The 23049-nt window shown below is 63.0% G+C and carries 22 protein-coding genes; 15 read left to right on the top strand and 7 right to left on the bottom strand.

Annotation, left to right across the window (positions count from 1 at the left end):
* Positions 1 to 2: 2 nt before the first annotated feature.
* Positions 3 to 812, bottom strand: a complete 810-nt coding sequence (locus tag QM716_RS14525) for a thioesterase family protein (RefSeq protein WP_283304756.1) — start codon at positions 810 to 812, stop codon at positions 3 to 5.
* A gap of 1 nt (position 813) precedes the next feature.
* A complete protein-coding gene (locus QM716_RS14520) occupies positions 814 to 1704 on the bottom strand; it encodes a RecB family exonuclease (protein WP_502942043.1) in 891 nt (296 codons plus the stop codon).
* 87 nt (positions 1705 to 1791) lie between these two features.
* Between QM716_RS14520 and QM716_RS14515 the strand changes: the two genes are divergently transcribed.
* Positions 1792 to 2766: a tRNA (adenine-N1)-methyltransferase gene (locus QM716_RS14515; protein WP_283304754.1), complete on the top strand. Its 975-nt coding sequence runs from the start codon at positions 1792 to 1794 to the stop codon at positions 2764 to 2766.
* 65 nt (positions 2767 to 2831) lie between these two features.
* Here the strand turns inward: QM716_RS14515 and QM716_RS14510 are convergent, their stop codons facing one another.
* Positions 2832 to 3356 (bottom strand): WKL family lipoprotein, encoded by a 525-nt coding sequence (locus QM716_RS14510; RefSeq protein WP_283304753.1) that lies wholly within the window; start codon positions 3354 to 3356, stop codon positions 2832 to 2834.
* Positions 3357 to 3551: 195 nt separating this feature from the next.
* Here QM716_RS14510 and arc point away from each other — a divergent pair, with 195 nt between their 5' ends.
* Complete coding sequence (gene arc, locus QM716_RS14505; RefSeq protein WP_003944870.1) at positions 3552 to 5327, top strand: proteasome ATPase; 1776 nt, start codon at positions 3552 to 3554, stop codon at positions 5325 to 5327.
* A gap of 118 nt (positions 5328 to 5445) precedes the next feature.
* Positions 5446 to 6123, top strand: coding sequence for a TIGR00266 family protein (locus QM716_RS14500; RefSeq protein ID WP_283304752.1), 678 nt, complete (start codon positions 5446 to 5448; stop codon positions 6121 to 6123).
* Positions 6124 to 6157: 34 nt separating this feature from the next.
* On the opposite strand, the gene QM716_RS14495 is transcribed toward QM716_RS14500, so the two are convergent.
* A complete protein-coding gene (locus tag QM716_RS14495; protein WP_283304751.1) occupies positions 6158 to 6715 on the bottom strand; it encodes an NUDIX hydrolase in 558 nt (185 codons plus the stop codon).
* Between the two features lie 58 nt (positions 6716 to 6773).
* On the opposite strand from QM716_RS14495, the gene dop reads away from it, so the two are divergent.
* The 4 genes from dop (at position 6774) to prcA (ending at position 10255) form a co-directional block, all read left to right on the top strand.
* Positions 6774 to 8273: a depupylase/deamidase Dop gene (dop, locus tag QM716_RS14490; protein WP_283304750.1), complete on the top strand. Its 1500-nt coding sequence runs from the start codon at positions 6774 to 6776 to the stop codon at positions 8271 to 8273.
* 148 nt (positions 8274 to 8421) lie between these two features.
* Positions 8422 to 8616, top strand: a complete 195-nt coding sequence (locus QM716_RS14485) for a ubiquitin-like protein Pup (protein ID WP_003944925.1) — start codon at positions 8422 to 8424, stop codon at positions 8614 to 8616.
* Entirely contained in the window at positions 8613 to 9491 is an 879-nt protein-coding gene (gene prcB, locus QM716_RS14480) for a proteasome subunit beta (RefSeq protein ID WP_283304749.1), read from the top strand. The genes QM716_RS14485 and prcB overlap by 4 nt, the downstream gene beginning before the upstream one ends.
* Positions 9488 to 10255 carry a proteasome subunit alpha gene (gene prcA / locus QM716_RS14475; RefSeq protein WP_283304748.1) on the top strand — a complete coding sequence of 256 codons (768 nt, stop codon included), beginning with the start codon at positions 9488 to 9490 and terminating at the stop codon, positions 10253 to 10255. Before prcB ends, prcA begins: the two co-directional genes overlap by 4 nt.
* A gap of 20 nt (positions 10256 to 10275) precedes the next feature.
* On the opposite strand, the gene QM716_RS14470 is transcribed toward prcA, so the two are convergent.
* Complete coding sequence (locus tag QM716_RS14470; RefSeq protein WP_283304747.1) at positions 10276 to 11694, bottom strand: bifunctional phosphatase PAP2/diacylglycerol kinase family protein; 1419 nt, start codon at positions 11692 to 11694, stop codon at positions 10276 to 10278.
* 144 nt (positions 11695 to 11838) lie between these two features.
* Between QM716_RS14470 and pafA the strand changes: the two genes are divergently transcribed.
* The 7 genes from pafA (at position 11839) to QM716_RS14435 (ending at position 20453) form a co-directional block, all read left to right on the top strand.
* Positions 11839 to 13197, top strand: a complete 1359-nt coding sequence (pafA, locus tag QM716_RS14465) for a Pup--protein ligase (protein WP_230815667.1) — start codon at positions 11839 to 11841, stop codon at positions 13195 to 13197.
* Between the two features lie 110 nt (positions 13198 to 13307).
* A complete protein-coding gene (locus QM716_RS14460) occupies positions 13308 to 14318 on the top strand; it encodes a helix-turn-helix transcriptional regulator (RefSeq protein ID WP_283304746.1) in 1011 nt (336 codons plus the stop codon).
* Positions 14318 to 15295 carry a helix-turn-helix transcriptional regulator gene (locus QM716_RS14455; protein ID WP_230815665.1) on the top strand — a complete coding sequence of 326 codons (978 nt, stop codon included), beginning with the start codon at positions 14318 to 14320 and terminating at the stop codon, positions 15293 to 15295. Before QM716_RS14460 ends, QM716_RS14455 begins: the two co-directional genes overlap by 1 nt.
* A gap of 134 nt (positions 15296 to 15429) precedes the next feature.
* On the top strand, positions 15430 to 15705 hold the full coding sequence (gene tatA / locus QM716_RS14450) for a Sec-independent protein translocase subunit TatA (RefSeq protein ID WP_003944836.1): 276 nt from the start codon (positions 15430 to 15432) through the stop codon (positions 15703 to 15705).
* Between the two features lie 73 nt (positions 15706 to 15778).
* Positions 15779 to 16807 carry a twin-arginine translocase subunit TatC gene (gene tatC / locus QM716_RS14445; RefSeq protein ID WP_283304745.1) on the top strand — a complete coding sequence of 343 codons (1029 nt, stop codon included), beginning with the start codon at positions 15779 to 15781 and terminating at the stop codon, positions 16805 to 16807.
* 48 nt (positions 16808 to 16855) lie between these two features.
* Complete coding sequence (locus QM716_RS14440; protein WP_283304744.1) at positions 16856 to 19567, top strand: DEAD/DEAH box helicase; 2712 nt, start codon at positions 16856 to 16858, stop codon at positions 19565 to 19567.
* 52 nt (positions 19568 to 19619) lie between these two features.
* Positions 19620 to 20453 carry a DUF4333 domain-containing protein gene (locus tag QM716_RS14435; protein WP_283304743.1) on the top strand — a complete coding sequence of 278 codons (834 nt, stop codon included), beginning with the start codon at positions 19620 to 19622 and terminating at the stop codon, positions 20451 to 20453.
* Here QM716_RS14435 and QM716_RS14430 read toward each other — a convergent pair.
* Entirely contained in the window at positions 20437 to 21423 is a 987-nt protein-coding gene (locus QM716_RS14430; RefSeq protein WP_283304742.1) for a 5'-3' exonuclease, read from the bottom strand. The genes QM716_RS14435 and QM716_RS14430 overlap by 17 nt on opposite strands.
* 37 nt (positions 21424 to 21460) lie before the next feature.
* On the opposite strand from QM716_RS14430, the gene QM716_RS14425 reads away from it, so the two are divergent.
* The gene (locus QM716_RS14425) at positions 21461 to 22597 is read left to right on the top strand and encodes a M24 family metallopeptidase (protein ID WP_283304741.1); all 1137 of its coding nucleotides are present in this window, start codon (positions 21461 to 21463) and stop codon (positions 22595 to 22597) included.
* Here QM716_RS14425 and QM716_RS14420 read toward each other — a convergent pair whose 3' ends face one another.
* Positions 22598 to 23023 carry a PPOX class F420-dependent oxidoreductase gene (locus tag QM716_RS14420; RefSeq protein WP_283304740.1) on the bottom strand — a complete coding sequence of 142 codons (426 nt, stop codon included), beginning with the start codon at positions 23021 to 23023 and terminating at the stop codon, positions 22598 to 22600.
* Between the last annotated feature and the right edge of the window lie 26 nt (positions 23024 to 23049).

The following is a 23049-nucleotide window of genomic DNA, read 5'->3' as shown; positions in this document are numbered from 1 at the left end:
AGTCAGGAACGGGCGCGAATCTGCAAAGTCTGGGCGATACGGCCGACGGCACCCTGCTCGTCGTAGAGCACACCCGCACACATGCCGACGCCGTCCGGACCGGTTGTGGTTTCGGCGGCGACACCGACCCAGTCACCCTCGGGCACGCGGAAGATGTGCACCGTGAGATCGGTATTGAGGAACGTCCAGTGCTCCGGGTCGAGCTTGGCGCCGACGCCGTTGGAGATGTCGGCCACCGCGAACAAGCGCTCGAGGGCAGACATCTTCTCGCCCTCGACCAGCTCGGGCTTGGGGCGTGCCCACACCTTTCCGGTGCCCACGCACCCGATCGGAGCAATCCAGGACCAGTCGAGGGTCTTGAGGTACCCGACGCTCCAGAGACCCTCGAGAACGCCCGGGGTTCCACCGTCGCGGGGTTCGAGCGGGGGATCGACAACGTGGACGACGTCACCGGTATCCACCGTCTCCATCCGCCATGCCGTCCCTCGTGCAACAGCGCGTGCAGATCCGTCGGTGGTGGTCGCCCACAGTTCGGCGACAATCAATTCGATTCGGCGACCGGGTCGTTCGATCCAGGACCGGAGTTCGAGGTCGGCGATCGGAATCGGTCCGAGAATCTCGACGACGACACGCGTCAGACGGGTTTCGTCGCGCGCACCGCACCGCTCGAGGGCTCGTACCAACAGCGCTGACGGGGGAGCGCCGTGCTGCAGCGTCGGGCCCCAGATGCTGACAGTTGCCTGCGTGCTCGCGAACCGCTCGTGCCCTTCCTCCGTCGTTCCGAGGTAGCGGTAATACGAACTGTCCGTCATGTTATGAATTCTCCTTTGCGACAACAGGTTCGGTGCTCGTCAGATCCGGCCAGCCTGGATACGGCGGTGGTGTTCCGCCGAACGAGGGGCACAGTGACTTGTGATCGCACCAGTCGCACAGTTTGCCAGGCTTGGGTCTGAAGTCTCCGGTCGCACCTGCTGCGAGGATCGCCTTCCAAATGGCGGAGAGGGTTCGTTCGAATCTGATCAGCTCGTCGTGGTCCGGGGCGTACGTGAGAATCGAGCCGGAGGCCAAGTAGATCAGGCGCAGTTGCGCGGGAACGATTCCGCGAGTGCGCAGCAGTACGAGCGCGTAGAACTTCATCTGGAAGAGCGCTTTGGACTCGGTGAACTCGCGAGGAGCCTTCCCGGTCTTGTAGTCGACCACCCGCACCTCGCCCGTAGGCGCAACGTCTATCCGGTCGACGAAGCCGCGGAGTCGAACGCCGTTGTCCAATTCGGTCTCGACGTACACCTCGCACGCCTCGGCATCGAATCGAGTGGGATCTTCGAGCGTGTAGTACGTCGCGACGAGCTTGCCGACTTCACCGAGAAACGAATCCAGCTCGTCCTCCGGAATCAGATCGGCCGCCTCGGGAGACTCGGCACTGACACGCTCCCACGCAGGCCGGACGAGTTCAGCTGCGCGATCAGGAACCCGGTGACCGGCCGGGAGTGCAAACAGCGCTTCCATCGCCGCGTGTACGACGGTGCCTTTGACCTGGGCTCTGGTCGGTGTTTCCGGAATTCTGTCGACCGCTCGAAAACGGTAGAGCAGGGGGCATTGTTTGTAGTCACCCGCCCGAGACGGAGAGAGCGCCGGCCGACTACGCGGGCGCTCGTGTGATGTTGCACCCGTTGGAGTGGGGGTTGGCAATTCGACAGAGCTCACACCTGGCAGGCTATGCGGTTGGTCCGACAACTCCGTCGGAGCCGGTGGCGAGGACACCGGAAACAAGCGAACAGGGATCATCTGCGCATGGCGAACGAGCTGCAACCAGAAGAAGTCACGACCGAAATGGATGAGGTTGCGCAGTCCGCTGTCGCCGAGATTCCCGAACAAGAGATTCCAGAAGCTGATCTCACCGCGCCGGGTAAGAGGCCATCGGGACCGTTCCGCGTCGGCGACCGCGTCCAGCTGACCGACGGCAAGGGACGGCATTACACGATCGTCCTCGAGGCGAACCGTGAGTATCACACCCACAAGGGTGGAATCGTTCACAACGACCTGATCGGTGCCGACGAGGGCAGCGTCGTCAAGTCGGTCAACGGAACGCCCTATCTCGCACTGCGCCCACTACTGGTCGACTACGTGCTCTCCATGCCGCGCGGTGCCCAGGTCATCTACCCGAAGGACGCGGCTCAGATCGTCCACGAGGGCGACGTGTTCCCCGGAGCGCGCGTGCTCGAAGCAGGAGCCGGCTCCGGCGCACTGACGTGTTCACTGCTGCGCGCTGTCGGTCCCGAGGGCAAGGTCATCTCCTACGAGGTCCGCGACGATCACGCCGAACACGCGGTTCGCAACGTAGAGACCTTCTTCGGGGAGCGTCCCCCGAACTGGGAACTGACCATCGCCGATCTCGCGGAGTTCGATCCGGAAGCGCACGGCGGCAAGGTCGATCGCGTCGTACTCGACATGCTGGCTCCGTGGGACGTCCTGCCCGCCGTCTCGAAGGCGCTCGTGCCTGGCGGCGTGCTGATCGTCTACGTCGCGACGGTTACTCAGCTCTCGAAGGTCGTCGAGGCGATGCGCGAGCAGGAATGCTGGACCGAGCCCCGGTCGTGGGAATCGATCGTGCGCGGGTGGCACGTCGTCGGTTTGGCAGTGCGCCCCGAACATCGGATGCAGGGCCACACCGCGTTCCTCGTGAGCGCTCGTCGTCTGGCCGAAGGAACTGTCACCCCGAAACCCCAGCGGCGCGCGGGCAAGGGTTCGAATACCGCAGCCAAGTAGTCACAGGAAAACAAGAAGAGCGGCGATCCGGTATCCGGATCGCCGCTCTTTCTGTTGCCTGAAACCTATGCGGTGCAGGAAGCGCGGCCCATTTCCAGGAGCACGCAAGCCGAGGTGTCGGACAGCTTCCAGGAGCCGTCTTCGAGCTCCCAGGTCCAGGGCATTGCCGGAGCAGCGCCATGAGGGCTGACGACGGCGACGTCGGCGGTTGCGGTCTGACCGTCCACCTTGACGTTGTCCACGGTGAACGTGATCGCGTAGGCCGGGTTACCGCCCAGCGCAGCACTCATCGTCTCGATGTTGGCCTGACGCTTCGTTCCGTCGACCACCAGAGCGGTCTTCTCCTCGATCGGCTTCGCCGGATCGATCAGAGCGACGAGCGAAGCGTTGAGCTCGTCGGCCGTCGGAGCCGCTGCGGCAGCCGCGGCTGACGTCGTGGCGGAAGCCGAGGCCTTGGCCGTGGTGCTCGAGACGGCGGCGGACGTCGAGCTGGCAGCCGTCGAATCCTTGTTGTCGTCCGAGCTGCATGCACCCATGGTCAGGACAGCAGCGACGGCACAAGCGCTGATGAGAGTCTTGCGGATGATCACAGCGTTACCTTTCGTTGTAAAGAGAGACAGGCGCTGTCTCCATCTTGTAGGCAAGGCTAACATGACCAAAATCTGGCTCGAGACCAGTCGGCACGGCCCCCGCGCGGGTGTGAATTCGCACTCGCGCACCGTGTCTGGCGACAGTTGGGGCCTTATGCCGGTAGCGTTGATGGATCGCACTGGGAGGAGACGCACATGAGCTCGACAGAGAACCCGGATTCGGTTGCGGCAGCAGAAGAACTCCACGCGCTACGAGTGGAAGCACAGGTACTGCGCCGACAACTCGCACAATCGCCGGAGCAGGTGCGTGAGCTGGAGTCGAAGGTGGACTCGCTGTCCATCCGAAACAGCAAGCTGATGGACACTCTCAAGGAGGCCCGTCAGCAGCTCATCGCACTTCGTGAAGAAGTCGACAGACTCGGTCAGCCGCCGAGCGGTTACGGAGTCCTTCTCTCGGTACACGAGGACAAGACCGTCGATGTGTTCACGTCCGGTCGCAAGATGCGATTGACGTGCTCACCGAACATCGACACGGACACACTTGCCCTCGGACAGACGGTTCGCCTCAACGAGGCACTCACCATCGTCGAGGCAGGCACCTACGAGCAGGTCGGCGAGATCAGCACGCTCCGTGAGGTACTCGACGACGGACTGCGCGCGCTGGTGGTCGGGCATGCCGACGAGGAGCGCATCGTCTGGCTCGCAGCACCGTTGGCGGCTGTCTTCGCCGACCCCGAAGCCGACATCATCGCGTACGACGCCGATTCTCCGACCAGAAAACTGCGTCCCGGTGACTCGTTGCTCGTCGACACCAAGGCCGGATACGCCTTCGAGCGCATCCCGAAGGCCGAGGTCGAGGATCTGGTTCTCGAGGAAGTTCCGGACGTTCACTACGACGACATCGGTGGTCTCGGTCGTCAGATCGAGCAGATCCGTGACGCCGTCGAGCTTCCGTTCCTGCACAAGGACCTGTTCCACGAGTACTCGCTGCGACCGCCGAAGGGTGTACTGCTCTACGGTCCGCCCGGTTGCGGTAAGACGCTCATCGCCAAGGCCGTCGCCAACTCGTTGGCCAAGAAGATCGCCGAAGCCCGGGGCCAGGACAGCAAGGACGCCAAGTCCTACTTCCTGAACATCAAAGGCCCGGAACTTCTGAACAAGTTCGTCGGCGAAACCGAGCGTCACATTCGGATGATCTTCCAGCGAGCTCGCGAGAAGGCGTCCGAGGGCACTCCGGTGATCGTCTTCTTCGACGAGATGGACTCGATCTTCCGCACCCGTGGTTCGGGAGTCTCCTCCGACGTGGAGACCACGGTCGTTCCACAGCTGCTCAGCGAGATCGACGGCGTGGAAGGGCTCGAGAACGTCATCGTCATCGGTGCGTCCAACCGTGAGGACATGATCGACCCGGCCATCCTGCGTCCGGGCCGACTGGACGTGAAGATCAAGATCGAGCGTCCCGACGCGGAATCTGCTCAGGACATCTTCTCGAAGTACCTGGTGGACGGTCTGCCGATCAATGCGGACGACCTCGCCGAGTTCGGTGGAGATCGCACTGCATGCTTGAAGGCGATGATCGTTCGCGTCGTCGATCGCATGTACGCGGAGAGCGAAGAGAATCGTTTCCTCGAGGTCACGTATGCAAACGGTGACAAGGAAGTTCTGTTCTTCAAGGACTTCAACTCGGGTGCGATGATCCAGAACATCGTCGACCGTGCCAAGAAGTACGCGATCAAGTCGGTGCTCGACACCGGTGCTCCGGGCTTGCGTGTACAGCACCTCTTCGATTCCATCGTCGACGAGTTCGCCGAGAACGAGGATCTGCCCAACACCACCAATCCTGATGACTGGGCACGTATTTCGGGCAAGAAGGGGGAGCGGATCGTCTACATCCGCACTCTCGTCACGGGCAAGAACGCCAGTGCCAGCCGCGCGATCGACACGGAGTCGAACACGGGTCAGTATCTGTAGCGAAACGAACACCGATCGGGCCGGCCACTCTTCGAGAGTCGTCGGCCCGATCGATGTGTCGCTGCTGTTCCCTTCGCTGCGATTGGACCGGTCGGTCGCGCTGGTTTAGAGTCCCGCCGTGCAGATACATCTTCGACACAATCCGTCGTCCACCGTCGCTCGCTGCTACCTCGCGCCCGGGGAACCGCTGCGCGTGGAGAGCGGGGCAATGCTCGCGCATTCCGCCGGCGTAGTTCTCGAAGCGAAGGCGCAGGGCGGCGTCCTGCAAGGCCTCAAGCGGTCGATGCTCAGTGGAGAATCGTTTTTCGTCACGACGTATACCGCTCCGCCACAGGGTGGTTGGGTCGATGTGACGGGCGTTCTTCCCGGCGATCTGATCCCGCTCACCATCACGTCCGATCGCCCGTTCTTCCTCAACCGTGGAACCTGGTTGGCCAACTCCTACGGCGTGACGGTCGAGTCCAAGTGGGGAGGCATGTCCAACCTCTTCGGCGGTGAGGGCGGATTCGGTCTGCGGGCAAGTGGCGACGGTGAGGTAGTCCTGGCCGTCTACGGCGCGATCGACGTCATCGACTTGCAGCCGGGCGAGACGATCACGATCGACACCGGTCACGTGGTCGCCTACGACCTCGGGATGACCTTCAACATGCGACGCGCCGTTCAGGGGCGCACCATTCAGTCCATGAAGTCCGGCGAAGGATTTGTCTTCGACTTCACCGGCCCCGGACGCGTTCTCGCGCAGACCCGCAACCCCAGTGCGTTTGCGGCGTGGCTCTCGGCGATCACCCCGGGCTGATCACAGTCCCAGCGGTGTTGAGCTCCAGCGGTGTTCAGCTCCAGCAATAGTCGGCCAGCAGAGCGCGTGAGTCCGGAACGAACAGCCACGACGGGTCCTGCAGGTGGGCGCCGAGTTCTTTCGGCGTCCACCACCAACCTTCGGCGATTTCGCTGGGTTGATGTGCCATCGGGCCGTCGTACCTGAGTTCGAACGCAAACAGGTGACAGCGCAGCGGAGAGTTGTTCCACTCGCCGTCCCAGGATTTTCGAGCGATCTCCGTCAGTTGGAGCGGCTGATCTGCCGTTCCGAAGATGCCGAGTTCTTCACCAACTTCACGGATCGCAGTTTCCTGCGGCGTCTCACCTGGATCCACGACACCCCCGGCAAGACAGTCGTGATAGCCCCCGAACACCGCTTTCGTGTCGGTTCGGCGATGGACGTAGATGTGCGAGCCGTCCTCGGTGCGAACGAGGACTCCTGCGCTCGCGTGCCAGAGCCCACCCGAGTAGACGACGGAGCGTGAAGCGCGGCCGACCGGATTACCCGTCCGGTCGTACACGGCGACTACCTCGTCCGCGGGATTCAGGTCTGCGGTGAGAGGTTGGTGCATTCCTCCAACTGTGCCACGCCTGTCGGCACCGCGCCGCAATCACATAGGCTCTTGTGTCATGCAGCGGATCATCGGTGTCGAGGTCGAATACGGAATATCTTCACCCAGTGAGCCGTCGGCGAATCCGATTCTCACTTCAACCCAGGCGGTGCTTGCCTACGCCGCCGCAGCGGGCGTGCCACGGGCCAAGCGCACACGCTGGGACTACGAGGTCGAATCTCCGCTTCGTGACGCCCGAGGCTTCGATCTGGGGAGAATGAGCGGTCCCGCACCGGTGATCGACGCGGACGAGATCGGCGCCGCGAACATGATTCTCACCAACGGGGCACGGTTGTACGTCGACCATGCCCATCCGGAGTACTCGGCCCCCGAGGTCGCCGACCCGCTCGATGCCGTGATCTGGGACAAGGCCGGCGAACGTGTCATGGAAGCGGCTGCGCGGCACGCGTCCAGTGTGCCGGGCGCACCACGGCTGCAGTTGTACAAGAACAACGTCGACGGCAAGGGTGCGTCGTACGGCACGCACGAGAACTACCTCTGCTCGCGTGACACCCCGTTCGCCTCGATCGTGACCGGCTTGACGCCGTTCTTCGCGTCACGGCAGGTGATCTGCGGTTCCGGTCGTGTGGGTCTCGGTCAGTCCGGCGACGAGGCCGGATTCCAGCTTTCGCAGCGATCCGACTACATCGAGGTCGAAGTAGGCCTCGAGACCACGCTCAAGCGCGGAATCATCAACACCCGCGACGAACCGCACGCGGATGCGGACAAGTATCGCCGTCTGCACGTCATCATCGGTGATGCGAACCTCGCGGAGATGTCGACGTACCTCAAGGTGGGAACAACCGCGCTGGTACTCGACCTGATCGAGGCAGGTGTCGACCTCACCGATCTGCAACTGGCACGTCCGGTCACTGCTGTCCACCACATCAGCCACGACCCGACTCTGCGCAAGACCGTCGCGCTGGCCGACGGACGTGAACTGACAGGGCTTGCGCTGCAACGTATTTACCTCGAACGTGTCTCGAAGTTCCTCGATCGTGAGACCGATCGTGATCCGCGAGCGGACGATATCGTCGCCAAGTGGGCGATGGTTCTCGATCTCCTCGAACGCGATCCCATGGAGTGCGCGAACATCCTCGACTGGCCGGCCAAACTGCGTCTGCTCGAAGGTTTCCGCAATCGTGAGGGACTCGCGTGGTCGGCGCCGCGATTGCATCTGGTGGATCTGCAGTATTCCGACGTACGGCTCGACAAGGGGCTGTACAACCGCCTGGTTGCTCGCGGCTCCATGGAGCGGCTGGTCACCGAACAGCAGGTTCTCGACGCGGTCATGAACCCTCCCACCGACACTCGCGCATACTTTCGCGGCGAGTGCCTGCGTCGGTTCGGTGCCGATATCGCGGCTGCGAGCTGGGATTCGGTCATCTTCGATCTCGGGGGCGAGTCGTTGATCCGGATCCCCACGCTCGAGCCGCTTCGAGGCACCAAAGCGCACGTCGGAGCGTTGCTCGACTCCGTCGACAGCGCCGCAGAATTGGTAGATCAGCTCACTCACTGAAATCAGCCGATGCGGCTCGCCGTCGCGTCTCTCCACACCTGACGGTGCCGCTCGGTAGGGTGAAGGTCCGAGCGGGATCAGTTACCGACTCTGCTGGGCCGAACAGGATGCTCGCGAGAGCTCCCTTCACACAAGGAGGTCGACGGCGATGGCTCAAGAACAGACGCAGCGTGCCGGTGGCGGCGAAGACGACGAAACCACTGGTGGCGACGGAAGTGCCGGCCAGGAACGTCGCGAGAAGCTGGCTGCAGAAACCGACGACCTGCTCGACGAGATCGACGACGTGTTGGAAGAGAACGCCGAGGACTTCGTCCGCGCCTATGTCCAGAAGGGCGGCCAGTGACGGTGGATCGCGCGCCCCGGATCACAGACGGGGACACACGCTTGAGCTTCGGCTCGAATCTGTCGTCATTCTCGGAATACCTTCGGGTGCATGCACCCGAGCATCTTCCGCAGAACCGCTTCGCCGACACAGGAGGTGTTGTCATGGGCGGGGGAGACGTAGCGCCGCACGGCACCACCATCGTCGCGATCAGCTATGCGGGTGGTGTTCTGCTCGCTGGTGATCGCCGAGCGACGATGGGCAACCTCATCGCCAGCCGTGACGTGCAGAAGGTGTACGTCACCGACGATTACTCGGCTGCGGGTATCGCCGGAACGGCCGGGATCGCAATCGAACTGGTTCGGCTTTTCGCGGTCGAACTCGAACATTACGAGAAGATCGAAGGCGTCCCTCTCACCTTCGACGGTAAGGCCAATCGACTTTCGTCGATGGTTCGAGGAAATCTCGGAGCGGCGATGCAGGGATTGGCGGTCGTGCCGCTGCTGGTGGGTTACGACTTGGACGCGGTCGATCCGTCAACGGCCGGGCGGATCGTCTCCTACGACGTCGTCGGTGGGCGATACGAGGAGCGCGCGGGGTATCACGCAGTCGGGTCGGGTTCGCTGTTCGCTAAATCGGCGCTCAAGAAGCTGTATTCCCCGGGAATCGACGAGGCCACTGCGCTTCGGTTCGCAGTCGAAGCGCTGTACGACGCAGCAGATGACGATTCGGCTACCGGTGGTCCCGATCTGACACGCGGGATCTATCCGACAGCGGTCACCATCACCTCGGCCGGCGCGGTGGAGTTGTCGACGACGCGGGCTGCCGAGATTGCCAGGGAGATCGTCGCGGCTCGCACTGCGACCGCGAGTCCGGAAGGGGAGTCTGCGCTATGACGATGCCGTACTACGCATCAGCCGAACAGATCATGCGCGATCGTTCGGAATTGGCGCGCAAAGGAATTGCCCGCGGACGCAGCGTCGTCGTTCTCACCTACCGCGACGGAGTTCTCTTTGTCGCGGAGAATCCGTCGCGGGCGCTGCACAAGGTCAGCGAACTGTACGACCGTCTCGGTTTTGCTGCAGTAGGCAAGTACAACGAGTTCGAGAATCTGCGCCGCGCGGGCATCGTGCACGCGGACATGCGCGGGTACTCGTACGACCGTCGGGATGTCACGGGGCGTTCCCTCGCCAATGCGTACGCGCAGACCTTGGGAACGATCTTCACCGAGCAGCCCAAGCCGTACGAGGTCGAGATCTGCGTTGCCGAGATCGGCCGCTTCGGAAGCAGTACGTCGGCTCAGCTCTACCGGATCACGTACGACGGTTCCATCGCGGACGAGCAGGAATTTGTGGTCATGGGCGGTACAACCGAACCGATCGTGACGGCGATGCGCGAGTCGTACCAGCGAGACCTCGACCTCGAATCCGCAGTGCGGATCGCGGTAGGGGCGCTTCAAAAGGGTGGCCCGGCACCGGCCGGAACCACTGAGGCGGAACCGCGAACACTCGATGTGAGTGCGCTCGAGGTTGCCGTCCTCGACAGCAACCGTCCACGCCGCGCGTTCAAACGAATCGCCGGAACGGCATTGGAAGAGATGCTTCCAGCTCCGGCAGCGACTGAGGATGCGCCGCCGGCAAACGGCGACGCACCCTCGTAGTTACTGCGTAGGTCTGGGAGTTATTGCGTGATTCTGTAGACGGCCACCGCGCCCGGTTCGGTGTCGAAATCGAACCGGCGCGCGTCCGCCACCACCTCACCGTCGGTGGCGATGGCTACCGGTGAATCGGCCACTCGCACCGACATCGACGACACGAGTTCGCGAACGTAGACCCTCGAGCTGCCCAATGTTCCTGTGGCAGCCGCAAACAGAAGACGTGAGCGCGAGAACTTCTTGTCCGCGCGCAGGTAACGGACGTCGAGTAGTCCACGGTTCATCTCCGGACGCGACATCGGCACCTGATCAGCGGGGGAGTATCGCCCGTTTCCGACGAACAGCATCCAGATGGTGCTCCGCTTCCCGTCGATGGTGACAGTCATCGGCTCCGCCGCCGCGAGAACACGGATCATTGCGGCGCCCGCGGCCGGCCATTTACCGAATCGCGGCTCCCACTTCTCCCGCAGCCGCACGGCGTCCGGGTATCCGCCCAGGCTGGCGGTGTTGAGAAACCGTGCAGTCACTCCGGAATCCGTGCGCACCACCGCGTGGTCGACAAATGCCGCCTGACCGGACTCGACTGCCTGTGCGGTCTCCTCGACGTTCACGGCACCGACGTCACGGGCGAAGTGGTTCAATGTTCCGCCGGGAAAAACCGCAAGTGGTAGCTCGTGCTTTGTTGCCGCAGTCGCGACTGTGACCACTGTTCCGTCGCCCCCGCATACTCCCAACGCTTTCGGCGAGAGTTCGGGGATCTTGGCATCGATCTGCATGTCGAAGTCGATGTCCGCGTCGAACTCGTAGACGATCGCTTCCGGTAGTAATTCTCGAATCGATTCCACGATCCCGTCGTCCTCGGATCCCGAACCCGGATTGGTGAAGACCAGCAAGCCTTCTCCGCGCGGGAGCGCGGGAACCACGCACTCGGGTCCGAGTTCGGCCGGTTCTTCGTCGCGCACCGCCCACCAGCGCCGCGTGCCGGCGGCAATAGCGCCGCCAACCGCGAGGCCGGCGAACACGTCGGACGGCCAGTGCACTCCGTTGTGAACGCGTGAGTACGCGACCGCTGCGGCCAGTGGTGAGAGGGCCGCGCCTGCCGCCGGGGATTCCATGGCCACTGCCGCGGTGAATGCCGCCGCTGATGACGAGTGACCAGAGGGGAACGAGGACGACGTCGGAATGTCGACTCCTCGCTTCGGGCTCAGCCAGACACGCGCCGGTGGGCGCCGCCGGGGAAACAGGGGCTTGAGTATGCCGTTGGCCAGCGCGCTCGAACCGGCAAGTGCGAGCATCCCACGTGCCGCTGCCCTCCTGGGGCGGCCACCGATCATCGCGAGCAAGGCGGCGACAACCATCCACAAAACGCCGTGATCGGCCGCTCTGGAGAGAAACCGCATGGTCGGGTCGAGCACGGAAGGGCGCAGTGCTCCAGTACTTTCCATGACTTTGACGTCGCTTCGGACAACTTTTCGGCGAATAAGGCTCACACCGTCACAGTATGCCGCCGCCCGACGTTGTCGAGTCGTGACGTACGACGCGATCGAAGTACACGGGTGAACCTCGCATTCTGGTTGTACTGTCGAAGTGTGCAGAGACGAATCATGGGTATCGAGACGGAATTCGGCGTTACCTGCACCTTTCACGGGCACAGGCGACTGAGCCCCGACGAGGTTGCTCGTTACCTCTTCCGTCGTGTCGTGTCGTGGGGTCGCAGCTCCAACGTCTTCCTCCGCAACGGAGCCCGCTTGTACCTGGATGTGGGTTCGCACCCGGAGTACGCGACGGCAGAGTGCGACAGCCTCATCCAGTTGGTCAATCACGACCGAGCCGGTGAGCGTGTGCTCGAAGAACTGCTGATCGACGCCGAGGCGAGACTCGCCGAGGAGGGGATCGGTGGCGACATCTACCTCTTCAAGAACAACACCGACTCGGCCGGAAACTCGTACGGATGCCACGAGAACTTTCTCGTCGCGCGCGCCGGTGAGTTCTCCCGGATTTCGGATGTCTTGTTGCCGTTCCTCGTCACGCGCCAGTTGATCTGCGGCGCCGGCAAGGTGCTGCAGACACCGAAGGCTGCGACGTTCTGCCTCTCACAGCGTGCGGAACACATCTGGGAAGGCGTCTCGTCGGCGACCACTCGTTCGCGTCCGATCATCAACACCCGCGACGAACCGCACGCGGACGCCGAGAAGTACCGCCGTCTGCACGTGATCGTCGGCGATTCGAACATGGCCGAAACGACGACGATGCTCAAGGTCGGTTCTGCAGCACTCGTGCTCGAAATGATCGAGGCCGGAGTTTCGTTCCGCGATTTCGCCCTGGACAATCCGATTCGTGCCATTCGCGAGGTCAGCCACGACGTGACCGGCAAGAAGCCTGTCCGGCTGGCCGGTGGACGTCAGGCCAGTGCTCTCGATATTCAGCGCGAGTACCACTCCAAGGCAGTCGAACATCTGCGTAACCGCGAACCAGACCCACAGGTCGAGCAGGTTGTCGATCTCTGGGGTCGTACCCTCGATGCCGTCGAGGCTCAGGATTTCGCGAAGGTCGACACGGAGATCGACTGGGTCATCAAGCGCAAGCTGTTCCAGCGCTACCAGGACCGTCACGGCTTCGATCTGTCCGATCCCAAGATCGCGCAGCTCGACTTGGCCTACCACGACATCAAACGTGGCCGCGGCGTCTTCGACGTGCTGCAGCGCAAAGGCTTGGTCAAGCGGGTCACCGAGGACGAGACGATCGACGAAGCCGTCGAGAATCCGCCGCAGACCACCCGCGCCAAGCTGCGGGGCGATTTCATCACCGCAGCCCAGGCCGCCGGCCGGGACTTCACGGTCGACTGGGTTCACCTCAAGCTCAACGATCAGGCGCAAAGAACTGTGCTCTGCAAGGACCCGTTCCGTTCTGTCGATGAGCGTGTGGAGCGTTTGATCGCTTCGATGTAGGTCACCGATTTTCACGATGTACAAGACGGCAGGTCTGTTTTACGGCGACGCGCCGGGCACGAAAGTGTCCGGCGCGCGTTCGGTTATCGGATAGCCACTAGGATTTCGGCGTGGCGACATCAAAAATCGAGCGGTTGATGAACCTGGTGATCGCATTGCTGTCCACCAGACAGTTCCTCACGGCGGAGAAAATCCGCGACAGTGTGGCCGGGTACAACGATTCCGCGAATTACGAAGCGTTCAGCCGCATGTTCGAGCGCGACAAGAACGAACTTCGTGACCTGGGTGTCCCGTTGGAAACCGGTCTGGCAGGACGGTTCTCGACGGTCGAGGGGTACCGGATCAATCGCAATGCCTACGAGCTTCCGGACGTGGATCTCACCAGCGAGGAATCTGCTGCCGTCGCCGTCGCGGTGCAGTTGTGGGAATCTCCGGAACTTATTTCGGCAGCCCAGAGCGCGCTCCTCAAACTCCGAGCGGCCGGCGTGCAGGTCGACGCAGAAGTCAGTGCCGCACCGGTTACTGCGATTCCCGCACGCACCCGCGGCTCGGAGCCCGCCCTCGGAAAGCTGCTTGCAGCGGTCGACGCCGGCCGAGCAGTTCATTTTCAGCACCGCGGGGCATTGAACGAACCGTTCACCGAACGCACCGTCGAACCGTGGGGCGTCGTCACGCACAACGGCAAGTGGTACCTGGTCGGGCACGACGTCGATCGTGATGCGGTGAGAACCTTCCGGCTCTCCCGGATCGGTGACGACGTCAGGGAGTTCGGGCCCGCCGGATCGGTCCACAAACCCGAGGGTGTCGATCTTCGCGAGGTCGTCGATCGGGTGACCGGGTCGGGCGTGGTGACCGGGACCGCTACGGTGTGGGTCGCAGACGGTCGCGCACACGAGCTTCGCCGGCTTGCGACGTCGGCGTCCGATCGGCGGTTGACCGATCGCGACGGCAGCGTGCTGTCCATCCCCGTCCGATCCTGGGAGTGGACCGCTCGGTTGATCGCCGGACACGGGGTGGATGCACTGGTGTTGGACCCACCGGATTTGCGTGCGGAGGTCGTCGCGAAGCTGCGCGCCGCGGCGCGCCCTATCACCGGCAATGACGGACAGGGGGAGAACTGATGAGCAATCGACTGTCATCTCGGTTGGCGCGGCTGCTCAACCTCGTGCCGTACTTCATCGCGAATCCGGGCATCAGTCCCGCCGAGGCCGCCGAGGAACTCGGTGTCAGCACCACTCAACTGATGACCGACCTCAATCAGCTGTGGGTCTGTGGACTGCCCGGGTACGGTCCGGGCGATCTCATCGACCTGTCCTTCTCCGAAGAAAGCATCGAGGTCACGTTCTCGGCCGGGATCGATCGTCCGTTGCGGCTCACCTCCACGGAGGCGACGGCGTTGCTGATTGCTCTACGGTCGTTGGTCGAAATGCCGGGCATGGTTGATCCGTCTTCGGCACAGCGCGCTATCGCGAAGATCGAGGACGCAGCAGGCTCGGCCGCGGCGCGAGCCGTCGGCCAAGATCGCAGTACTTCGCCGGCTCCGGATATCGCCGAAGACCCGATCGCCGCGACGGTCAGAGCCGCGCTCGCAGACAAGACCGCCCTCCGACTGACGTATTACTCGGCCTCGCGAGACGCGGTCTCCGAGCGCATCGTCGATCCCGTTCGCATCGTGTTGGTCGACAACTACAGCTACCTCCAGGCCTGGTGTCGCCAAGCCGAGGGTGTGCGGTTGTTCAGATTCGATCGGATCGACGCCGCCGTCCAACTCGACGAACCTGCCGATCCTCCGCCACAAGCCCTCGAGGAGGACTCGAATCTCGAGTTGTTCAGCGGCGACGGTTCCCTTCCGGAAGCACGGTTGTTCATCACCAAAGAGTGGGTGTGGATGCTCGACTACTACCCGATGGACGTCGTGCACGTGAACGACGACGGCTCAGTCGAGGCGACGATGAGTTTCGGAACTCTCGAGTGGATGGCAAGGCTGGTCCTCGGGTTCGGTGAGGGTGTTCGCGTCCTGCATCCGCCGGAATTGGTTTCCGAAGTCCATGATCGGGCCGTTGCGGCACTCGACGCGTACGACGTAATCGGTTCGTAAAACTTCGGGAAACTTCACCTTCAGTGAGTTCGCAGGAAACAAACAGGTAAAAGGTAGCTGAAGTAAGTGCTTTGACACCTCCGAGTGCCTGTTGTGTCCGGTAGCATCGAGGAATCTGATCATGGGAGGTCGTTATGGGTGCAATGCAGCCGATGCATTGGCTGATTGTCGCTGTTGTCGTCGTAATTCTGTTCGGGTCGAAGAAGCTTCCCGATGCAGCACGCGGTTTGGGTCGTTCCCTCCGCATCTTCAAGAGCGAAGTCAAGGAAATGCAGAACGACGATGCGGCGCCCGCAAGCGCGCCGGTCGCACAGCCTGCTCCGGCACAGTTGCCGACGGCCAACACCGCGGTGGTCGCAAACGGTGCAGCAGCCCCTGTTGCGCAGCCGACCGAAGTCAAGCCGCTCTAGTACACACTGCGTTCCAGCCGGGGTGAAATATTCGTTCACCCCGGTTCTCTGCTGACCAAGACCAGGATGCACAGTGCGTATTCCGTTAGACCCGCGTAACCGCAAGCGGAAGGTCAATCCAGACGGCACCATGTCGTTGGTCGACCACCTGTACGAATTGCGGACTCGTTTGTTGTTCGCATTCCTCGGCGTGATCATCACCACGGCGTTCGGCTTCTTCTGGTATTCACATTCGATACTCGGTTTCGAGAGCCTGGGCGATCTGCTTCGCGGACCGTATTGCGAGCTTCCGTCCGAGAGCCGCGCCAACCTCAGCACCGACGACGCGTGCCGATTGCTCGCGACCGGACCGTTCGAGCAGTTCATGCTGCGATTCAAAGTGGCGCTCACCGCCGGCATCGTCCTTGCCTGCCCTGTGTGGCTGTACCAATTGTGGGCCTTCATCACCCCGGGCCTTTATGCAAAGGAACGTCGATACGCGGTCGGATTCGTCACCGCGGGTGCCGCCCTGTTCATTCTCGGCGCGATTCTGGCGTACCTCGTCGTGGCAAAGGCTTTGCACTTCCTCCTGACCATCGGCGACAACGTCCAGATCACCGCGCTCAGCGGTTCGGAGTACTTCGGCTTCATCATCAATTTGCTGCTCATCTTCGGTGTCAGCTTCGAGATTCCGTTGCTCGTGGTCGTGCTGAACTTCGCCGGCATTCTGACGTACGAGCGTTTGAAGGCCTGGCGTCGAGGATTGATTTTCGGGCTGTTCGTTTTTGCCGCAGTTGCCACGCCGGGTTCGGATCCGTTCTCGATGCTGGCGCTCGCATTGGCCCTGACGCTTCTCTTCGAGGTCGCGGTCCAGATCGCTCGCCTCAACGACAGACGTAAGGCCAAGCGAGCCGGTGAAGACTGGGGCGCAATCTCCGACGAGGAAGCTTCCTCCATCTCGGCTCCGTCCGATCTGAACGAGGCTTTCGACAATCCGACCAAACCCAAGGCCGAATCGAGTGGATTGTTCGGACGTAAGTCCAAGCCCAAGGCTCCGGCCGCGAAGAAATCCGATGCCGGCGGCGGCAATGCACCCGGCCAGGATTTCACTGACACTCTCTGAGCGCCGTGCCACCACGTCGGCGGCGTGTGAAACCCTGACGAGGTGGTTATGAACAAGAGCGAACTGAGCACATTTGCGTCCAGCCTGAAGTTCGAACTCGATCCATTCCAGGTGAAGGCATGCGTTGCGCTCGAAGCGGGCCACGGAGTCCTTGTCTGCGCACCAACCGGCGCAGGCAAGACCGTGGTCGGCGAGTTCGCTGTCCACCTGGCTCTCGCGGCCGGCCGCAAGTGTTTCTACACGACGCCGATCAAGGCATTGAGCAATCAGAAGTACGCAGAACTCGTCGAGCGCTACGGCCCGAGCGAGGTCGGGCTACTGACGGGTGATTCGAGCATCAATTCGGACGCGCCGGTGGTCGTGATGACCACCGAAGTCCTGCGGAACATGCTCTACGCCAACTCCGAGGCACTGCGCGGGCTTTCGCACGTCGTCATGGACGAAGTGCATTACCTGGCCGACCGGTTCCGCGGGGCGGTGTGGGAGGAAGTGATCCTGCACCTGTCCGAGGATGTTCGCCTGGTGAGCTTGTCGGCGACCGTGAGCAACGCCGAAGAGTTCGGTGGCTGGATGGAAACCGTCCGCGGCGACACCACCGTGGTCGTGGACGAGACGCGGCCGATCCCGCTGTGGCAGCACATCATGGTCGGTCGACGGATCTTCGATCTCTTCGACAGTCGTAGTCATCCTTCGGCTGGGCCGAAGACCGTACTCGTCGACCAGGATCTGGTTCGCCACGTCAAGCAGCGTCAGGCTCTCGAACGCGTCGAGAGCTGGCAGCCGCGTGGCCGCGGACGGCGTGGCAGCTACCAGAGTTCCAACGATTTCCGACCCTTGCCGCGACCTGACGTCATCGCTCAGCTCGATCAGTCCGGGCTGCTCCCGGCGATCACCTTCATCTTCAGCCGCGCCGGTTGTGATGCGGCACTTGCACAGTGCCTGCGGTCCAGACTCGACCTGACTTCTCCGGAGCAGGTTCGCGATATCGACACCATCATCGAGAAGCACACCGGGGAACTACCCGAGGAAGATCTCGAAGTCCTCGGATATCGGGACTGGTGCAAGGCACTGCGACGCGGACTGGCGTCCCACCACGCGGGCATGCTGCCGGCATTCCGGCAGACAGTCGAGGAACTGTTCGTCAAAGGTCTCGTGCGAGCGGTCTTCGCGACCGAGACATTGGCCCTCGGTATCAACATGCCGGCACGCACGGTGGTGCTCGAACGACTGGTCAAATACAACGGTGAGTCGCATGCCGAACTGACACCGGGGGAGTACACGCAGCTGACCGGCCGGGCCGGCCGACGCGGTATCGACGTCGAAGGACACGCGGTGGTCCTGTGGCAGCCCGGGGTCGAGCCGACGGATGTCGCCGGCTTGGCGTCGACACGGACGTTCCCGCTCCGCAGTTCGTTCCGCCCCTCGTACAACATGTCGATCAACCTCGTCGAGCGCATGGGAGCGGCTGATTCACGCAAGCTGCTCGAGCGTTCCTTCGCACAGTTCCAAGCGGACCGCTCGGTGGTCGGCCTGGTGCGTGGCATTGAGCGGAACGAAGAAGCACTGAAGGGTTTGCAGGAGAAACTCGGTGGCGCGGACGGCGAGTACTTCGAATACGCGTCGTTGCGTGAGCGGCTCAGTGCGCGCGAGCGGGCGCTCGAACGTAAGGGCCGCGAGGATCGTCGCGAAGATGCCGTGGAGTCCCTCCGTGCACTCGCCCGCGGTGACGTGATCGCGATTCCCATCGGTCGTCATTCCGGCGTGGCAGTGGTCCTCGTTCCGGACAACGATCCGAAAGACCCCCGTCCGTTGGTTCTGACTGCCGATCAGTGGGCCGGCCGACTCTCCTCGAGCGATTTCCCGGAAGCAGCCGAGGCTCTGGGAAAGATGCGGCTGCCCAAGCATGTCGATCACCACACCGCCCGGATCCGGCGCGATCTGGCTTCGGCGTTGCGTAGCACCGGAATCAGCGCCCCTCGGCGGAAGAAGCGCCACAAGGCGGGCGCGTCCGAAGATGCCGAGGTCGCTACTTTGCGACGCGCTATTCGCTCGCATCCGTGCCACAGCTGGCCCGATCGCGAACATCTGAGCCGGATCGGTGAGCGCTACAACCGGCTGGCCCGCGAAACGCAGGCGATGAGGGAAAAGGCCGCGGCCACCACCAACTCGTTGGCGCGAACATTCGACCGAATCATCGCGTTACTCAAAGAGCGTGAGTACATGACTGCCGAAGCAGCGCCCGAAGTCACCGAATCCGGACGACGACTCAGTCGCATCTATTCGGAAAGCGACCTTCTGGTCGCCGAGTGCCTGCGGACCGGTGCGTGGACAGGTCTCGGTCCGGCCGAGCTGGCGGCTGTCGTCTCCTCGGTGGTCTACGAATCACGTCGAGACGGCGACACGGTCGATCGGGTGCCGACCGCCGCACTTCGCCACGCGCTCAACGACACTCAACGACTGTGGAGCGAATTGCGGTCGGACGAGATTCGCCACAAGCTGCCGCCGACGCGCGAACCCGATCTCGGATTCGTCACTGCCGTTTACCACTGGGCTAGTGAAAACTCGCTGGTCGACGCTCTGATCGCGGCCGGAGTGCAAGGTCGCGCGCTGTCTGCGGGTGATTTTGTCCGCTGGTGTCGCCAGGTGATCGATCTCCTCGATCAGGTCCGACTGACATCGACGGACGCCGACGTCGCGAAGACCGCGGCGCGGGCGGTAGCTGCCATTCGTCGCGGGGTGGTTGCTGTCGACGCAGCATGACCGCAACTATGTGGTTTGATTCGCAGACTGGTATTTCGAGTGGGAGGCGAACATGAGCGGGCCTTACGGACCGAACGATCCGAATCGGCAATGGGGTCCTGGTGATCAGCAGCAGCCGAACGAACAGCAGTGGGGGCAGAATCCCCAGCAGCCGGGCGGACAACAGCAGCCTGGTCAGCAGCCCGGCCAGCAGCAGCCGTGGGGTCAGCCTGGTCAGACACAGCAGCCCGGTCAACAACCCGGCCAGCAACAGCCGTGGGGACAACCTGCCTACGGCCAGCCCGGGCAGCCGGGTGTCCAGCCGGCATACGGTCAGCCGCAGCAGCCTGGACAAGGACAACCCGGCCAGCAACAGCCGTGGGGACAACCCCAGCAACAACCTCCAGCTCAGCCGTGGGGCCAGCCCGGGCAACAGCAGGCACCGGATGCAACCCAGGCGTGGGGTCAGCCTCCTGCAGCCGCACCTCAGCAGGCGTGGGGCGCCGCGGCTCCCGGCCAAGCTCCGGGACAGCAGAACCAGTGGAACCAGGCTCAGCCGTTCCCGAGCCCAGGTGCGCCCGGAAACCAGGCGGGCAAGTCGAAGAAGCCCCTGATCTTCGGTGCGATCGGTGTTCTCGTTGTTCTGGCGGCTGTGGTGGTTGCCCTGGTGTTCGGTGTATTCGGCAAGAACACACTCGATCAGAGTGCGGCTCAGGCCGGCGTCGAAAAGATCGTCACCGAGTCCTACGGGGCAAAGAACGTGAGCAACGTTCAGTGCCCCGCGGACCAGGAAGTGAAGTCAGGCAACAAGTTCACCTGCACGCTCTCGATCGCGGGCGTCAAGTCGAACGTGACCGTGACGTTTGTCGACGACAACGGCACGTACGAGGTCAGCCGCCCGAGCTGACGCTCAACTGGTCGGAACGGCCTGCCGCCGCAGCCTTCAGCGCGGCGGCAAGCCGGCCGGCCGAGCGTTCGATGTTCAGCGAGGCGGCCACTTCCTCGAAGCGTGCGGGATCGACGGGGATCGCCGGGAGTCGGTCGTCCTTCGAGAACTGAACGTCCGCGTCGCGAACGACTCGTACTACCGGCAACGCAGCGTCGAGGTATGCCATTGCCTCTGGTGAGGTGAGTTTCGCGCGAATTCCCTTGGCCATATCCGATTCCGGATCCGCGGCGGCCGCGCGAAGTCCGGCCAGCGAGCCGTAGCGGAGCATCAGCGTCGACGCAGTCTTCTCACCGACACCCTTGATGCCGGGTAGACCGTCGGAGGCGTCTCCGCGCAGTACCGCGAGTTCGGCGTATGCCTCGCCCGCACGGTCATCGGGTACCCCGTACTTCTCGGCGACCTCGACCGGTCCGAAAAGTTCCGCCTTGGACAAACCGCGGCCCACGTAGAGGACACGAACGGGCACGTACTCGTCGGTGACGACCTGCAGAAGGTCTCGGTCACCACTGACGACGACGGTGAGATCTTCGCGCTCGGTAGCGGCAAGCGTTCCCAACACGTCGTCGGCTTCGAGCCCGACGGCGCCCGCCGTCGCGATACCTGCTGCTGCGAGCACGTCCATGATCATGTCGACCTGAGGTGTCAACGTGTCCGGAACTTCCTCGGACGAACCGTCAGAGCCTTCCTCGACGCGATGCGCTTTGTACGTCGGGACGGCGTCGACGCGGAACTGTGGTCGCCAATCCAAGTCCAGGCATACTGCGAGGCGACTCGGCTGGTGTTTGGTGATCAGGGAAGCAACCATGTCGGTGAATCCGCGCACCGCGTTGACAGGTCTGCCGTCGGGGTCGACGAATGACTCGGGCAGTGCGTAGAACGCACGAAACCACAGGCTGGCACCGTCGAGGAGAAGCAATGGCCCACTCATGATCACCATCCTGCCAGGCGGCACTAACCTGTAAGCCATGACGTCTCCAGCCGAACAGGATTCCCGATTCTCCAGCGCCGTGTACGGCGCACGTATCGCTCGTGCCGCCGAGTTGGCTCGATCAGCAGGACTAGACGGTCTGGTGGTGACTCCCGGTCCGGATCTGCGGTACCTGACGGGTTCTCGGGCTGACTCGTTCGAGCGCTTGACCGCGTTGGTGATCGCCGCGGACACGGCGAAGGCGGCCGTCGTGCTTCCTCGCTTGGAGTTGGCGTCGCTGAAGGAATCGGCGGTGGGGGATCTGGGCTTGGAGGTTCTCGACTGGGTCGACGGTGTCGATCCGTATGCCATTGTGGCGGCGCAACTCCCGGCCGGCGCCAAGGTTGCGGTGACGGATGCGATGCCTGCGCTGCATTTGATCCCGCTCGCAGACACGTTGGGTGCGTTGCCGATCCTCGCCACCGGCGTGCTGCGTGAATTGCGGATGGTCAAGGACGACGCCGAGATCGAGGCGATGCGACGGGCTGGTGCGGCGATCGATCGTGTTCACGCTCGTATGGCGGAGTTCTTGATCGTCGGCCGCACGGAAGCCGAAGTGGGTGAGGCGATTTCGGCCGCGATTCTCGAAGAGGGGCACACCGAGGCCGCGTTTGTGATCGTCGGATCGGGCCCGCACGGTGCCGATCCGCACCACGAGGTTTCGGGCCGGGTGATCGAGAGCGGTGACGTCGTGGTGATCGACATCGGTGGACCGGTCGAGCCCGGATACAACTCGGACTCCACCCGCACCTACAGCATGGGGCAGCCGTCCGACGAGGTTGCAGCACAGTTCGCGGTACTGGAAGCTGCGCAACAGGCTGCCGTCGATTCGGTGCGGCCAGGAGTATCCGCAGAATCCGTGGACGTTGCCGCCCGCGAAGTGCTTGCCGCGCAAGGTCTTGCAGAGGTGTTCGTTCACCGCACCGGTCACGGTATCGGGCTGTCCGTGCACGAGGAGCCGTACATCGTCGAGGGCAACACCATCGAACTCGTCGAAGGTATGGCCTTCAGCATCGAACCGGGTATCTACTTCCGCGGCAATTGGGGCGCCCGTATCGAGGACATCGTCGTCGTGACCGCCGACGGTTGCGAGTCGTTCAACAACCGTCCGCACGGCCTGACTGTCCTCGACTGATCAGTTTTCCTTGAACGCCGCGGACCCGAGTATGCGTGTGACATCGATTTCGATCACCACACGCGCAGGGTTGACCCGTGGCTGGCGGTACCGCTCGGCGTAACGCCGAACGGCGTCAGCCACGGAGTCCGCGTCGGTGAGAACGCGTGCAGGCCCCTCGAGTGTGAGCCAGCGGCCACCGTCAACCGAACTGACGGCGGCGTATCCGCCACGCGCTGCGTTGATTGCCTTCTGTGAACCACCGCTGGTGATCACGCGCGCCTTTCCGGCTTCCTGATCCCAGGTGAATCCGACCGCCACGACGTGCGGGGTGCCGTTCGGACGCAACGTCGTGAGTGTCGCGAGGTGGTATTCACCGACGAACTTCAGCCCGTCTTCGGTGAGAGTCTGCTGTGACGATGGCGTGGTGGAGGGGGTGAGCGTCATGCCACGACGGTAATCCAGGACACTGG

The sequence above is a fragment of the Rhodococcus sp. IEGM 1409 genome (assembly GCF_030056735.1).
Taxonomy (GTDB): domain Bacteria; phylum Actinomycetota; class Actinomycetes; order Mycobacteriales; family Mycobacteriaceae; genus Rhodococcus_F.
Note: the sequence above shows the minus strand (reverse complement) of the source record. Positions and strands in the feature narration are given on the sequence as shown.

Coding starts and splice junctions, on each gene's coding strand:
- QM716_RS14525 (WP_283304756.1), bottom strand. CDS start 812: ATGACGGACAGTTCGTATTACCGCTACCTCGGAACGACGGAGGAAGGG.
- QM716_RS14515 (WP_283304754.1), top strand. CDS start 1,792: ATGGCGAACGAGCTGCAACCAGAAGAAGTCACGACCGAAATGGATGAG.
- arc (WP_003944870.1), top strand. CDS start 3,552: ATGAGCTCGACAGAGAACCCGGATTCGGTTGCGGCAGCAGAAGAACTC.
- QM716_RS14495 (WP_283304751.1), bottom strand. CDS start 6,715: ATGCACCAACCTCTCACCGCAGACCTGAATCCCGCGGACGAGGTAGTC.
- dop (WP_283304750.1), top strand. CDS start 6,774: ATGCAGCGGATCATCGGTGTCGAGGTCGAATACGGAATATCTTCACCC.
- QM716_RS14485 (WP_003944925.1), top strand. CDS start 8,422: ATGGCTCAAGAACAGACGCAGCGTGCCGGTGGCGGCGAAGACGACGAA.
- prcA (WP_283304748.1), top strand. CDS start 9,488: ATGACGATGCCGTACTACGCATCAGCCGAACAGATCATGCGCGATCGT.
- QM716_RS14470 (WP_283304747.1), bottom strand. CDS start 11,694: ATGGAAAGTACTGGAGCACTGCGCCCTTCCGTGCTCGACCCGACCATG.
- QM716_RS14455 (WP_230815665.1), top strand. CDS start 14,318: ATGAGCAATCGACTGTCATCTCGGTTGGCGCGGCTGCTCAACCTCGTG.
- tatA (WP_003944836.1), top strand. CDS start 15,430: ATGGGTGCAATGCAGCCGATGCATTGGCTGATTGTCGCTGTTGTCGTC.
- QM716_RS14440 (WP_283304744.1), top strand. CDS start 16,856: ATGAACAAGAGCGAACTGAGCACATTTGCGTCCAGCCTGAAGTTCGAA.
- QM716_RS14435 (WP_283304743.1), top strand. CDS start 19,620: ATGAGCGGGCCTTACGGACCGAACGATCCGAATCGGCAATGGGGTCCT.
- QM716_RS14430 (WP_283304742.1), bottom strand. CDS start 21,423: ATGAGTGGGCCATTGCTTCTCCTCGACGGTGCCAGCCTGTGGTTTCGT.
- QM716_RS14425 (WP_283304741.1), top strand. CDS start 21,461: ATGACGTCTCCAGCCGAACAGGATTCCCGATTCTCCAGCGCCGTGTAC.
- QM716_RS14420 (WP_283304740.1), bottom strand. CDS start 23,023: ATGACGCTCACCCCCTCCACCACGCCATCGTCACAGCAGACTCTCACC.